This is a genomic window from Micromonospora sp. WMMA1976, assembly GCF_027497335.1.
Classification (GTDB): Bacteria; Actinomycetota; Actinomycetes; order Mycobacteriales; family Micromonosporaceae; genus Micromonospora; species Micromonospora aurantiaca.
Genome location: NZ_CP114912.1, coordinates 1,829,393 through 1,842,617 on the forward strand (window position 1 = coordinate 1,829,393; position 13,225 = coordinate 1,842,617).

The following is a 13,225-nucleotide window of genomic DNA, read 5'->3' on the forward strand; positions in this document are numbered from 1 at the left end:
CACACATGGACCGCGCGATCTTCACCGCCGACCACCTGGCGTTCGCCGAGCTGGTGCGCGCCTTCATCGACAAGGAGATCACCCCGCACCACGAGCGCTGGGAGGCCGACGGCATCGTCGATCGCGGCGTGTGGCGGGCCGCCGGCGCCGCCGGGCTGCTCGGCTTCTTCGTCGACGAACGGTACGGCGGCGCCGGGGTCACCGACCGGCGCTTCCACGCCGTCCTGACCGAGGAACTCGCCCGGGCCGGTGCGAGCGGACCCGCGTTCGGCCTGCACAACGACATCATCGGCCCGTACCTGACCGACCTGACCACCGAGGAGCAGAAGCAGCGCTGGCTGCCGGGCTTCTGCTCCGGTGAGATCGTCACAGCCATCGCCATGTCCGAGCCCGGCGCGGGCAGCGACCTTCAGGGCATCACCACCACAGCGGTACGCGACGGCGACGACTGGGTCCTCAACGGGCAGAAGACGTTCATCAGCAACGGCATCCTGGCCGACCTGGTCGTCGTGGTCGCCCGTACCGATCCCGGCGCCGGGCGGCGGGGGATCAGCCTGCTCGTGGTCGAGCGCGGCATGCCGGGGTTCGAGCGCGGCCGCAACCTCGACAAGCTCGGGCAGAAGGCGCAGGACACCGCCGAGCTGTTCTTCTCCGACGTCCGTGTACCGGCGGCCAACCTGCTCGGCACGGAGGGCGAGGGCTTCGCCTACCTGATGCGCAACCTGCCGCTGGAGCGGCTGTCGATAGCCGTCGCGGCGCTCGCCGGCGCCGAGACGGTGTTCGCGCAGACGCTCGACTACTGCAAGCAGCGCCAGGCGTTCGGCCGTCCCATCGGCAGTTTCCAGCACAACCGGTTCGTGCTCGCCGAACTCGCCACCGAGCTGCGCCTGGGCCGGGTCTTCGTGGACCAGTGCCTGGTCGCGCCGGACCTCACCGCGGAGACGGCGGCGATGGCGAAGTGGTGGTGCACCGAGTTGCAGCAGCGCGTCGTGGACCGGTGCCTCCAGCTGCACGGCGGCTACGGCTACATGCGCGAGTACCCGGTGGCCCGCGCCTACCTGGACGCCCGCGTCCAGACCATCTACGGCGGCACCACCGAGATCATGAAGGAGGTGATCGGCCGGTCACTCGGTCTGTGAGCCGGGCTCCAGCATGGGTACGAGGAACTGCCGGGCCATCTCCCGCAGCGCGTCGGCGTCGTCGAGGTCGACGACGTGGCTCGGGGTGAGCAGGAAGGAACAGGACAGGCGGGTCATCAGCTCGGCGGCCACCTCCACGTCCACTGTGGCGGCGATGGTGCCGGCGCGCTGCTCGCGGCGCAACTGCCCGGCGACGAACCGCTGCACGGTCGCCAGCGTCCGCCCGCCGTCGCTGATCATCGAGGGGATGAGCACGTCCGGTTCGACGCTCATGAGCCCGCCGATCAGCGGGTTGCGGCGGATCGCGTCCAGCGCGCTGACGAAGCCCAGCACCACCCGGTCGCCGACCGTGGCCGCCTGCTGGATGTCGACCAGGAACCGGTCGAAGTAGCGCCGGAACTCGCGGCGGACCACCTGCTCGACCAGCCGGTCCTTGGTGGCGAACCGGCGGTACGCGGTGATCCGGGAGACTCCCGCCCGCTTGGCCACGTCCTCCATCGTGGAGCGGCGGATGCCCATCCGGCAGAACTGGTCGTAGGCGGCGTCGAGGATCCGGGTGGCCACCTCGTCGCTGTCGTCGGCACTGTGCAACGCCTCGGTGAAGGCGCGTTCCAGCAGCGACTCGGGCCGGTCGGCCGGTTCGTCGTGAACCGCCTCGGGGGAGGACGCCTGCACGGGAGCGGTCCGGGCCATGAATGCCCTCCCGGGAGAGACGGTGACGCGGTTGGCGCTTCACCGTACCAATCGCCGGGGCGTACCCCTGGACAAGCGCGACCGCCGCGTCCCGGATGCAGGACGCGGCGGTCGCGTCTGTGGTGCGGTGTCCGGTCAGGAACCGGAGCGCTTGGCGGTCGCCTTGAGGTAGTCCCGGTTGAGGCGGCCGATGGTGTTCAGCGGGATGCCCTTCGGGCAGGCCGCCGCGCACTCGCCGATGTTGGTGCAGCCGCCGAAGCCGGCCTCGTCGTGCGCGTCCACCATGCCGATCACCCGGGTGTAGCGCTCCGGCTGGCCCTGCGGCAGCAGCGAGAGCTGGGTGATCTTCGCGGCGGTGAACAGCATGCCGGAGCCGTTCGGGCAGGCCGCCACGCAGGCGCCGCAGCCGATGCAGGCGGCCGACTCGAACGCGGCGTCCGCGTCGGCCTTCGGTACCGGCACCGAGTGCGCCTCCGGGGCGCTGCCGGTCGGCGCGGTGACGTAGCCGCCGGCGGCGATGATCTGGTCGAACGCGTTGCGGTTGACCACCAGGTCCTTGACGACCGGGAAGGCCCGGGCCCGCCACGGCTCGATGTCGATCGTGTCGCCGTCGGAGAACTGCCGCATGTGCAGCTGGCATGCGGTGGTGCCGCGCTGCGGGCCGTGCGCCTCACCGTTGATCATGAGGCTGCACATGCCGCAGATGCCCTCGCGGCAGTCGTGGTCGAACGCCACCGGCTCCTCGCCGTCGAGGATGAGCCGCTCGTTGAGTACGTCGAGCATCTCCAGGAAGGACATGTCCGGGGACACGTCCTGCACCGGGTAGGTCACCATCCGACCCTTGTCCTCGGGGCCGGTCTGGCGCCAGATGCGCAGGGTCAGGTTCACTTGTAGCTCCGCTGCGTGGGGTGGACGTATTCGAAGGTCAGGTCTTCCTTGTGCAGCACGGGTTCACCGGTGCCGGTGAACTCCCAGGCCGCCACGTAGGCGAACCGGTCGTCGTCGCGCTGCGCCTCGCCGTCGGGCGTCTGGTGCTCGGCCCGGAAGTGGCCGCCGCAGGACTCCTCGCGGTGCAGGGCGTCGATGCACATCAGCTCGGCCAGCTCGAAGAAGTCGGCCACCCGGCCGGCCTTCTCCAGCGACTGGTTGAGGCCCTCGCCGTCACCCGGCACGCGCACCCGCTGCCAGAACTGCTCGCGCAGCGCGCGGATCTCGTCGATCGCCTTGCGCAGCCCGGCCTCGGAGCGCTCCATGCCGCAGTGCTCCCACATGATCTGGCCCAGCTCGCGGTGGAACGAGTCCACCGTGCGGTCGCCGTTGATCGCCAGCAGCCGCTTGATCCGGTCCTCGACCTCGGTCCGCGCCGCGACCGCCTCGGGGTGACTGGCGTCGACCTTGTCCAGCGAGCTGGAGGCCAGGTAGTTGGCGAGCGTGTTCGGCAGCACGAAGTAGCCGTCGGCCAGGCCCTGCATCAGCGCCGAGGCGCCGAGCCGGTTCGCGCCGTGGTCGGAGAAGTTGGCCTCACCGATCACGAACAGACCGGGGATGCTCGACTGGAGGTCGTAGTCGACCCAGAGGCCGCCCATCGTGTAGTGCACGGCGGGGTAGATCCGCATCGGCACCTCGTACGGGTCCTCGCCGGTGATCCGCTCGTACATCTCGAAGAGGTTGCCGTACTTGGCCTCGATGGCCTTGCGGCCCAGCCGGTTGATCGCGTCGGCGAAGTCCAGGTAGACGCCGAGGCCGGTCGGGCCGACGCCGCGTCCCTCGTCGCACACGTTCTTCGCGGCGCGGGACGCGATGTCGCGGGGGACCAGGTTGCCGAAGGACGGGTAGATCCGCTCCAGGTAGTAGTCCCGCTCGTCCTCGGGGATGTCCCGCGGGCTGCGCTGGTCGCCCTTGGCCTTCGGCACCCACACCCGGCCGTCGTTACGCAGCGACTCGCTCATCAGGGTCAGCTTCGACTGGTGGTCGCCGGAGACCGGGATGCAGGTCGGGTGGATCTGCGTGTAGCAGGGGTTCGCGAAGTACGCGCCCTTGCGGTGCGCCCGCCACGAGGCGGTGACGTTGCAGCCCTTGGCGTTCGTGGAGAGGTAGAAGACGTTGCCGTAGCCGCCGGAGGCGAGCACGACCGCGTCGGCCATCTCGGTGCTGATCTCACCGGTGACCATGTCGCGGACCACGATGCCGCGCGCCCGGCCGTCGACGATCACCAGTTCGAGCATCTCGTGGCGGGCGTTCATCTCCACGTTGCCCAGGCCGATCTGCCGCTCCAGCGCCTGGTACGCGCCGAGCAGCAGTTGCTGGCCCGTCTGGCCCCGGGCGTAGAAGGTGCGCTGCACCTGGGCGCCGCCGAAGGAGCGGGTGTCGAGCAGGCCGCCGTACTCGCGGGCGAACGGCACGCCCTGCGCCACGCACTGGTCGATGATGTTCACCGACACTTCGGCCAGCCGGTGCACGTTCGACTCGCGGGAGCGGAAGTCGCCGCCCTTGACCGTGTCGTAGAAGAGGCGGTGCACCGAGTCGCCGTCGTTGCGGTAGTTCTTGGCGGCGTTGATGCCGCCCTGCGCGGCGATCGAGTGGGCCCGACGCGGGCTGTCCTGGTAGCAGTAGGACCGCACCTGGTAGCCCTGCTCGGCGAGCGTGGCGGCGGCGGAGCCGCCGGCCAGGCCGGTGCCGACCACGATCACCGTCATCTTGCGGCGGTTGGCCGGGTTGACCAGCTTCATCTCGAAGCGGTGGCGCTCCCACCGCGTCTCGATCGGGCCGTCCGGGGCCCGGGTGTCGGCGATCGGGTCGCCCTCGGTGTAGAGATCCATGTCAGGACACCAATCCGGTGATCACGGCGAACGGAACCAGCAGGTAGCCGCCGACGAGCGCGACGGCGAAGACGAGCGCGGCGATCCGGGCCCGCCGCTCGCCCTTCGGCGTTTGCTGGCCGAGACTGCGGAACGCGCTGAAGGCGCCGTGGCGCAGGTGGAAGCCGAGGGTCACCAGCGCGAGGGTGTAGAAGAGCGTGACGTACCAGCGCTCCGGCGCGAAGTCCGCGACGACGTTGCCGTACGGGTTCGACGGGTCGCCCTGCGGGTTCAGGTGACCCGTGGTCAGGTCGAGGATGTGGTAGATCACGAAGAGCAGGATGATCACACCACCCCAGCGCATCGTGCGGGCCGCGTAGTTCACGTGGATCTTGCGACGGTGCGCGTACCGGACCGGGCGGGCGGCCCGGGAGCGCATCGCGAGCACGGTGGCCGCGCCGATGTGCCCGAGGACGGCGACGGTGAGCACGGTGCGCTGGATCCACAGGAACCACGTCGTCGGCAGCAGCGGCGTGCCGATGTCCCGCAGCCAGTGCGCGTAGTGGTCGAACGACGTCTCGCCCGTGAAGATCTTCAGGTTGCCGAGCATGTGCGCGATCAGGAACAGCACGAGGATGATGCCCGTCACCGCCATGACGGCCTTGAGGCCGACGTTCGAGCGGATGGGCGACCGAGTTTTCGTGATTACCACGCGGTCGACGCTAGGAGCACTTCGATCAGGCGTCCAATGCATCGAAATCGCAGCGTTGATAGCCGTAGGCTATGTAGATGCAGCTCCATCAGCTTCGGTACTTCGTGGCGGTCGCCGAAGTACGACATTTCACCCAGGCGGCTGATCTTGTCGGCATAACCCAGCCCTCGTTGAGTAAGCAAATTCACGCGCTGGAGACCGACCTGGGGGCCCCGCTGTTCGAACGGGTAAGGGGCAACATCACACTGACCGCGGCAGGTGAGGTGCTGCTGCCGCTGGCCAAGCGGATCCTCGCCGACGTGGAGACCGCCACCCGCGAGGTGCAGGAGCTGGTGGGACTGCGCCGGGGCCGGGTCCGGCTCGGCGCCACACCCAGCCTCGCCACCTCGCTCGCCCCGCCGGTGCTGCGCCGGTTCCGCGACGCGCACCCCACGATCGACCTGCGCGTGGAGGAGGGCGGCTCGCAGGACCTCGTCCGCGACCTGCTCCGCGGCGACCTCGACCTCGCCCTGATCATCATGCCGTCGGCCGGCACCGACCCGGGCCTGCGCGCCGACCCGATCCTGCGGGAGAGCCTGGTGGTCGCCTCGGTGGACCCGCTACCCGGTGCCTCGGAAGCCGGGGAGCTGCGCATCACCGACCTGCGCGACCAGCCGCTCGTCATGTTCCGCGAGGGCTACGACCTGCGCGACGCCACGCTCCAGGCGTGCCGGACGGCCGGGTTCGAGCCGACCCTGTCCGTCGACGGCGGGGAGATGGACGCCGTGCTCAGCTTCGTCGAGGCCGGGCTCGGCGTCGCGCTGGTGCCCGGCATCGTGGTAGCCCGCCGACCCGGCATCCGGGTCACCCGGCTCGTGCCGCCCGGCGTCCGCCGGACCATCGCGGTGGCCCGCCGCCGCGACGTGGTGCCCACCCACGCCGGGCGCGAGCTGCGCCGCATCCTCCTGGAGTACGTCCACGACGCCACCGCCACCGCCGAACTCCCCCCAGGCGTAGAGCCCTTGTAGCCCCTGTGCCCCCGCCCCGTTGATCTGTGAGTGGGGTTGTCAAGTGGTGCGGTGGTGGTTGGTGATGGTGCGGTAGATCTGTCGGGCGATGTAGCGCTTGAGGCAGCGGGTGATTTCTTTGGTGGTGCGGCCTTCGGTGCGGCGGCGGGTGATGTAGTCGCGGGTTTCGGGGTGGATGCGGCGGCGGGTGAGGGCGATGGTGTGTAGGGCGCTGTTGAGGGTTCTGTCGCCGCCGCGGTTGAGGCGGTGTCGGTTGGTGCGGCCGCTGGCCACGGGGATGGGGGCGGTGCCGGCGAGGGTGGCGTAGGCGGCTTCTGATCGGACGCGGCCGGGGTGGGACCAGGCGGTGAGGGCGATCGCGGCGGTGACGGGTCCGATGCCGGGTTGGTCGAGCAGGGGTGGGCACAGTTCGGTGACGAGGGTGCGTAGGCGTTGGTGGTTGTCGGCGAGGGTGGCGTCGAGGGTCTGGATGTGCCGGGCGAGGGTGGTCAGTTCGCGGCGGCGGGTGTGTTCCTCGCAGGGCAGGTCGGTGTGCTCGGGTAGGTCGAGGGCGGCCAGGCGGGCGATCTGGGTGGTGGTGGATAGTCCGCGTAGCGCCTCGCGCAGGGTGTCGTCGGCGGTCAGGATCAACGCTTTGACCAGGTTGACTGCTGCGGTGCGGGCATCGGTGTGGTGTCGGCGGCAGATCAGCAGCAGACGCAGTGCCTCGCGTGGTCCGTCGCTTCGGGGCACGGCGATGCGCTCAGCGGGCAGGGCAAGCACCGTATGGGCGGCGGCGACCGCATCCAGGTGGTCGGACTTGCCGCCCCGACGACGGGACGCGGCGGGGGGTTTGGGTGCCTCGCAGACCGCTTCACCGGCAGCGTCCAGCACCCGGCACAGCCCTTGCCCGTGCGATCGGGTGCCTTCCACCGCCCACAACCGGCGCCCCTGCGGTGGGGTGTGCGCGACGGCGAAGGTCAGCAACCGGGCCAACCCGTCCGGGTCGGTGGGCACGGTGACCTGCGCCAACACGGCGCCGAGACGGTCGACCACGGCGGCGGTGTGCGTGTCGGTGTGGGTGTCGACCCCTACCACCACGTCGTAGCGATCCGCGACTCGCTCTACGATCCTTGTCATCTCGGATTGTTGCTCCTTTGCCAGCGACGACCGGGACAGTCGGCGTCGGCTCGGGAAGCAGTCACCTCGGCGGCAGATCTGTGATGGGCCACGTGTGCTCGCACGGGCAGGCTTCTGATCAGGCCAGCAGGGTGGGCCGGGCCGGCGCCGACGATCACCCGGGGACAGGTCTTGCACAAGGCACACCCACACCACGGGCAGCCGGATCAACGGAGAGTCACCCGAGTGATCACCAACGCCGAACCCTAACGGCAACCAGCCGAACCGATCACCACACACATAGAAGCGTCTTGCACTTTCCGCCCCGGCGAAAGGTGCGAAAGCCCCGGCGCGGGGGCACGAAGTGCAAGATCAACGAGCAGTGGGCCAGGGTCAGCGGGACTCGGCGTCGTCCATGGCTCGGTAGATGCGTTGCTCCGAGACGGGGTAGGGGGTGCCGAGGGCCTGGGCGAAGACGTTCACCCGCAGCTCCTCGATCATCCAGCGGATCTGGCGGGCCGCCGGGGTCGCGCGCCTCGGCGGGGGCAGCGCGGCCAGCATGTCCTGGTACTCCTTCTGCACCACGGCGACGCGGTCCTGCTGCTGTTTGTCGCGCTGCGGGTTGCCCGGCAACCGGTCCAGCCGCCGCTCGATCGCGGTCAGGTAGCGCAGCACGTCGGGCAGCCGCGCGTACCCCGTCTCGGTGACGAAGCCCCTGTGCACCAGGCCGGTGAGCTGGTTGCGGATGTCGGCCAGCGCGGCCACCACGGCCAGGTTGCGGGTGGCGCCGAGCCGCTGCTCCACCGCGTACGCGGACGCGAGCACCCGGCGTACCCGCTCCATCACCTCGACGACCGTGTCCACCAGGTCGGCGCGGACCCGGTCGCGCAGCGCGGCGAAGCCCTCGGCGTCCCAGGCGGGGCCGCCCGCGTCGCCGATCAGCTTGTCGATCGCCGCCCCGGCCGCGTCCTCGATCAGCTCCGGCACGCTGCCGTGCGGATTGCGGGACAGCGCCAGCTTCGCCTCGTTGCTCAGCCGCCCCTGGAGGAATTTCGCCGGGGACGGCATCGTCAGCCGCAGCAGCCGCCGGCTGCCCGCCCAGTGCGCCGCCTCCTGCTCGGCGGCGGAGTCGAACACCTTCACCCCGACCGTCGCGCCCTCGTCCACCAGTGCCGGGTACGCGGTCACCGCGAAGCCGGCGCGTACCTGCTCGATGGTGCGCGGCAGGGTGCCGATCGACCACTCCGTCAGCCCGGTACGGGCCACGTCGGGCGCGGCGGCGGCCACGACCTGGCGTACCTCCTGGCGCAGCTCGCGTTGCAGCGCCGGCAGGTCCTTGCCCTCGGCGACCGGTTTGTCGTCGTCGCCGAGCACCCGGAACGTGACCCGCAGGTGCGGCGGCAGCCGGCCCAGGTCCCACGCGTCCGCCGGGACGGTCACCCCGGTCATCCGGCGCAACTGCCGGGTCAGCGCGGCGAGCAGCGGCTCCTCGCCCGGCGTGATCGCGGCGAGCGCGGCGCGGGCGTAGTCGGGCACCGGCACGAAGTTCCGCCGTACCGGCTTGGGCAGCGACCGGATCAGCGCGATCACCAGCTCCTCGCGCAGCCCCGGCACCTGCCAGTCGAAGCTCTCCGCCGGCACCTGGTTTAGCAGCGGCAGCGGGATGTCCACAGTCACGCCGTCGGTGGGCGCGGTCGGGTCGAACGTGTACGTCAGCGGCAGCGTCACGCCGTCGGCCCGCCACTCGTCCGGGTAGTCCTCCTCGTCCACCCCGCCCCGGCCGTTGTTGACGAGCAGTTCGCGGGTGAACGTGAGCAGGTCGGGCCGCTCCCGGCGGGTCTTCTTCCACCACGAGTCGAAGTGCCGGCCGGAGACCACGTCGGCGGGGATCCGCTGGTCGTAGAAGGCGAAGATGGTCTCGTCGTCGACCAGGATGTCGCGGCGCCGGGCCCGGTTCTCCAGCTCCTCGATCTCGGTCAGCAGCTTCTGGTTGTCCCGCCAGAACTGGTGGTGGGTCTGCCAGTCGCCCTCCACCAGGGCGTGCCTGATGAACAGCTCCCGGCTCAGCACTGGGTCGATCCGCCCGAAGTTCACCTTCCGCGAGGTGACGAGCGGGATGCCGTACAGCGTGACCTTCTCGTAGGCCATCACCGCGGCCTGCTTCTTCTCCCAGTGCGGCTCGCTGTAGCTGCGCTTGACCAGGTGCTGGGCCAGCGGCTCGACCCACTCCGGCTCGACCCGCCCGGCCACCCGGCCCCACAGCCGGGACGTCTCCACCAACTCGGCGGCCATCACCCAGCGCGGCGGCTTCTTGAACAGCGCCGACCCGGGGAAGATCCCGAACTTCGCGCCCCGCGCGCCCAGATATTCGTGCTTCTGCGCGTCCTTGAGGCCGAGGTGCGACAGCAGGCCGGGCAGCAGCGACTGGTGCACCTTCGGGGTGTCGATCTCCTCGGGCAGGTCGGCGCCGGCGCCGCGCCGGCCCTCACCCTTGTCCGAGGTACGCAGGACCTGCCGCAACTGGCTGACGATGTCCTGCCATTCGCGTACCCGAAGGTAGTTGAGGTATTCGGCCTTGCACATCCGGCGGAACGCGCTGGAGGACAGTTCCCGCTGCTTCTCCCGCAGGTAGCGCCACAGGTTCAGGTACGCGACGAAGTCGGACTCCTTGTCGGCGAACCGGGCGTGCGCCTGGTCGGCCTGGGCCTGCTTGTCGGCCGGGCGTTCACGCGGATCCTGGATGGACAGCGCGGCGGCGATCACCACGACCTCGGTGGCGCAGCCGTTGCGCTCGCCCTCGAGGACCATCCGGGCCAGCCGGGGGTCGACCGGGAGCTGGGCCAGCCGCCGGCCCAGCGCGGTGAGCCGCTTCGCCGGGTCGGTCTCGGCCGGGTCGAGCGCGCCCAGCTCGTGCAGCAGGTTCACGCCGTCGGTGACGTTGCGCCGGTCCGGCGGATCGATGAACGGGAACGCCGCGACGTCGCCGAGCCCGATCGCTGTCATCTGGAGGATGACCGAGGCCAGGTTGGTCCGCAGGATCTCCGGGTCGGTGAACTCGGGCCGGGAGTCGAAGTCCTGCTCGTCGTAGAGGCGGATGCAGATGCCGTCGGAGGTACGCCCGCAGCGGCCCTTGCGCTGGTTGGCGCTGGCCTGCGAGACCGGCTCGATCGGCAGCCGCTGCACCTTCAGCCGGCTGGAGTAGCGGGAGATCCGGGCCGTGCCCGGGTCCACCACGTACTTGATGCCGGGCACCGTCAGCGAGGTCTCCGCGACGTTCGTGGCCAGCACCACCCGGCGGTTGGAGTGCGCGGCGAAGACCCGGTGCTGCTCGGCGGTGGAGAGCCGGGCGTACAGCGGCAGGATCTCGGTGCCGAGCAGCGATCGCTTGGACTGCACCAGCTTGCCCAGCGCGTCGGCGGTGTCCCGGATCTCCCGTTCCCCGCTGAGGAACACCAGGATGTCGCCGGGCCCCTCGGCGGCCAGTTCCTCGACCGCGTCGCCGATGGCCTGGATCTGGTCCCGGACGTTCTCCTCGTCGGCCTCGTCCTCCTCCTCGGCCTCGGCGACCTCGACCAGCGGCCGGTAGCGGACCTCCACCGGGTACGTGCGCCCGGACACCTCGACCACCGGCGCCGGGTTGCCGTCGGCGTCGGCGAAGTGCTTCGCGAACCGGTCGGTCTCGATGGTCGCCGAGGTGATGACGACCTTGAGGTCGGGCCGGCGGGGCAGGAGCTGCCTGAGGTACCCGAGGATGAAGTCGATGTTGAGGCTGCGCTCGTGCGCCTCGTCGATGATCAGCGTGTCGTACTGCCGCAGCATCCGGTCGGTCTGCAACTCGGCCAGCAGGATGCCGTCGGTCATCAGCTTGACCAGGCTGTTGTCGCCCACCTGGTCGGTGAAGCGCACCTTGTAGCCGACCACGTCACCCAGCTCGGTGCCGAGTTCGTCGGCGATCCGGTCGGCGACGGTGCGGGCCGCCAGCCGGCGGGGCTGGGTGTGCCCGATCAGGCCGGTGACGCCGCGCCCCAGCTCCAGGCAGATCTTCGGGAGCTGGGTGGTCTTCCCGGAGCCGGTCTCGCCGGCCACGATCACCACCTGGTGGTCGCGGATCGCGGCGGCGATGTCGTCCTTGCGCTCACTGACCGGCAACTGCGGCGGATAGGTGATCGCCGGGACGGCCGCGCGGCGCGACTCCAGGCGCGCCTCGGCCCGGGTCACCTCGGCCGCGATCTCGGCCAGCGCCGTCTCCCGCCGCTGCGGGTCGCGCAGCTTGCGCACGCCGTCGAGCCGCCGCTGAAGCCGGCGCTGGTCGCGGAACATCAGGGGGGCGAGGCGGCGGTGCAGGTCGCGGGCGGTCTCAGGGGCGGCGGGTACGGCTGGATTCTGCATGACGTCGCCAAGGATAGGCAGCCGCGCGGCGGACCGCCCCCGGGTTACCGGGCGCCGCCGGCATCGGCCGCCACGGGCGCGGGTGGGGCGCCGGGGACCGGACGCGCATCCTCGGGGCGGCGCAGCGTACGGATCCGGCGGGTGAGCATCGGCACCGTGGACAGCGCGAGGCCGGCGGCGCCGGCTGCTACCGCCGCCCGGCTGCCGAGCGCTTGCCCCAGGAAGCCGCCTCCCGCTGCGCCCAGCGGGAGGACGCCGTAGATCAGGAAGCGGTAGCCACCGTTGCTGCGGGCCAGTTCGTCGCGCGGGATGACGGTCTGCCGAAGCGTCACCGAGAGGACGTTGGCCACGCCGAGGCCGACGCCGCTGACGAACTGCACCGCCGCGAGACCGAACGCCAGGGTCGCGGTGGACCCGGAGAGCGTGGCGATCAGCAGTGGGGTGCCGGTGGACAGCGCCAGGGCGCTGACGAACGTCCGGCCGTAGCCGAGGCGGCGGGCCGCCGCCAGCGAGCCGAGGGTCCCCAGGAACGCGCCGACGCCGGCCGCGCTCAGGGCGAGCCCGAACCACCCGGCGCTCAGACCTCGATCGGTGACCACCCAGATCACCAGGTTCACGGTGAGGATCTGCGCCGCGCCGTTGTAGAGGGTGGCGTGTGCGGTCAGGGCCCGGAGCCAGGGGTTGACGGCGACCACTCGCAGGCCGTCGAGGATTCCGGCGCGTCGCGTACCGCGGGGCGGAACCGGTTCCGGTCGGCGGGCCCGGCCCACACCCACCGCGCTGGCCAGATAGCTCGCCGCGTCGAGTGCGAGGGCCGGCGCCGGGCCGGCGATCTGGGCCAGCCCTCCGGCCAGGCCGGGACCGGCGACCTGCGCCGCCGTGCTGGAGCCCTGGACGGCCCGATTGGCTGAGGGCAGGTCCGTCTCGTCGACCAGGGTCGGCAGGTAGGCGAACCCGCCGATGTCGAACACCACCCCGGCCGCCCCGACGACCAACGCCACCGTCACGAGCATCGGCAGCGAGAGTGCCCCGGCGATGAACGCGGCAGGCACGACGGCCAGCGCCGACGCCCGGACCAGGTCGGCCGCGACCATGAGCCGCCGTCGGCGGCGCCGGTCCAGCCAATGCCCGACCAGCAGGGGAAGCAGCAGGTTGGGCAGGTGGCCGGCGGTGGCCACGGCGGCGACGCCGGCCGCTCCGGCGTCCAGCGTCACCGAGGCGACGAGCGGCAGGGCGACGACGGTGACCTGGGCGCCCAGCACGGAGATGGTGTGGCCGGACCAGTACCAGCGGAAGTCGCGGTTGCGGGCGAGAAGAGAGGACCTGGTTACCATCACTAGCCTCCATCCAGTAACGGTTACCGGATGAGGATGCCATGCCGGTAAGCTC

At 70.9% G+C, this 13,225-nt stretch carries 9 protein-coding genes; 2 read left to right on the plus strand and 7 right to left on the minus strand.

Translation table 11 applies throughout. The features are described 5' to 3' along the window. The first annotated feature begins 5 nt into the window (after positions 1–5). Entirely contained in the window at positions 6–1,139 is a 1,134-nt protein-coding gene (locus O7546_RS08605; protein ID WP_281600710.1) for an acyl-CoA dehydrogenase family protein, read from the plus strand. Here O7546_RS08605 and O7546_RS08610 read toward each other — a convergent pair. The 4 genes from O7546_RS08610 to O7546_RS08625 all read right to left on the minus strand — a co-directional run bounded on the left by O7546_RS08610 (position 1,125) and on the right by O7546_RS08625 (position 5,285). Next, positions 1,125–1,832, minus strand: a complete 708-nt coding sequence (locus tag O7546_RS08610; RefSeq protein ID WP_281600711.1) for a TetR/AcrR family transcriptional regulator — start codon at positions 1,830–1,832, stop codon at positions 1,125–1,127. The two genes, O7546_RS08605 and O7546_RS08610, sit on opposite strands and share 15 nt — an antisense overlap. Positions 1,833–1,967: 135 nt before the next feature. Then, a complete protein-coding gene (locus tag O7546_RS08615; RefSeq protein ID WP_013285329.1) occupies positions 1,968–2,720 on the minus strand; it encodes a succinate dehydrogenase/fumarate reductase iron-sulfur subunit in 753 nt (250 codons plus the stop codon). Continuing rightward, positions 2,717–4,651 (minus strand): fumarate reductase/succinate dehydrogenase flavoprotein subunit, encoded by a 1,935-nt coding sequence (locus tag O7546_RS08620; protein ID WP_194800951.1) that lies wholly within the window; start codon positions 4,649–4,651, stop codon positions 2,717–2,719. Before O7546_RS08620 ends, O7546_RS08615 begins: the two co-directional genes overlap by 4 nt. Before the next feature lies 1 nt (position 4,652). Continuing rightward, on the minus strand, positions 4,653–5,285 hold the full coding sequence (locus O7546_RS08625) for a succinate dehydrogenase cytochrome b subunit (RefSeq protein WP_228532146.1): 633 nt from the start codon (positions 5,283–5,285) through the stop codon (positions 4,653–4,655). A 134-nt stretch (positions 5,286–5,419) separates the two neighbouring features. Between O7546_RS08625 and O7546_RS08630 the strand changes: the two genes are divergently transcribed. Beyond that, positions 5,420–6,349, plus strand: a complete 930-nt coding sequence (locus O7546_RS08630) for a LysR family transcriptional regulator (protein ID WP_194800953.1) — start codon at positions 5,420–5,422, stop codon at positions 6,347–6,349. Between the two features lie 39 nt (positions 6,350–6,388). Here O7546_RS08630 and O7546_RS08635 read toward each other — a convergent pair whose 3' ends face one another. The 3 genes from O7546_RS08635 to O7546_RS08645 form a co-directional block, all read right to left on the minus strand. After that, positions 6,389–7,468, minus strand: coding sequence for an IS110 family transposase (locus O7546_RS08635; protein WP_194802082.1), 1,080 nt, complete (start codon positions 7,466–7,468; stop codon positions 6,389–6,391). 372 nt (positions 7,469–7,840) lie between these two features. Then, complete coding sequence (gene hrpA, locus O7546_RS08640) at positions 7,841–11,836, minus strand: ATP-dependent RNA helicase HrpA (protein ID WP_281600712.1); 3,996 nt, start codon at positions 11,834–11,836, stop codon at positions 7,841–7,843. 44 nt (positions 11,837–11,880) lie between these two features. Continuing rightward, positions 11,881–13,170, minus strand: coding sequence for an MFS transporter (locus tag O7546_RS08645; protein WP_194800955.1), 1,290 nt, complete (start codon positions 13,168–13,170; stop codon positions 11,881–11,883). Between the last annotated feature and the right edge of the window lie 55 nt (positions 13,171–13,225).

Bases quoted from the DNA above. Each gene is read 5' to 3' on its own strand.
- O7546_RS08630 (WP_194800953.1), top strand. From the start codon at position 5,420: ATGCAGCTCCATCAGCTTCGGTACTTCGTGGCGGTCGCCGAAGTACGA.
- O7546_RS08605 (WP_281600710.1), top strand. From the start codon at position 6: ATGGACCGCGCGATCTTCACCGCCGACCACCTGGCGTTCGCCGAGCTG.
- hrpA (WP_281600712.1), bottom strand. From the start codon at position 11,836: ATGCAGAATCCAGCCGTACCCGCCGCCCCTGAGACCGCCCGCGACCTG.
- O7546_RS08635 (WP_194802082.1), bottom strand. From the start codon at position 7,468: ATGACAAGGATCGTAGAGCGAGTCGCGGATCGCTACGACGTGGTGGTA.
- O7546_RS08610 (WP_281600711.1), bottom strand. From the start codon at position 1,832: ATGGCCCGGACCGCTCCCGTGCAGGCGTCCTCCCCCGAGGCGGTTCAC.
- O7546_RS08645 (WP_194800955.1), bottom strand. From the start codon at position 13,170: ATGGTAACCAGGTCCTCTCTTCTCGCCCGCAACCGCGACTTCCGCTGG.
- O7546_RS08625 (WP_228532146.1), bottom strand. From the start codon at position 5,285: ATGGCGGTGACGGGCATCATCCTCGTGCTGTTCCTGATCGCGCACATG.
- O7546_RS08620 (WP_194800951.1), bottom strand. From the start codon at position 4,651: ATGGATCTCTACACCGAGGGCGACCCGATCGCCGACACCCGGGCCCCG.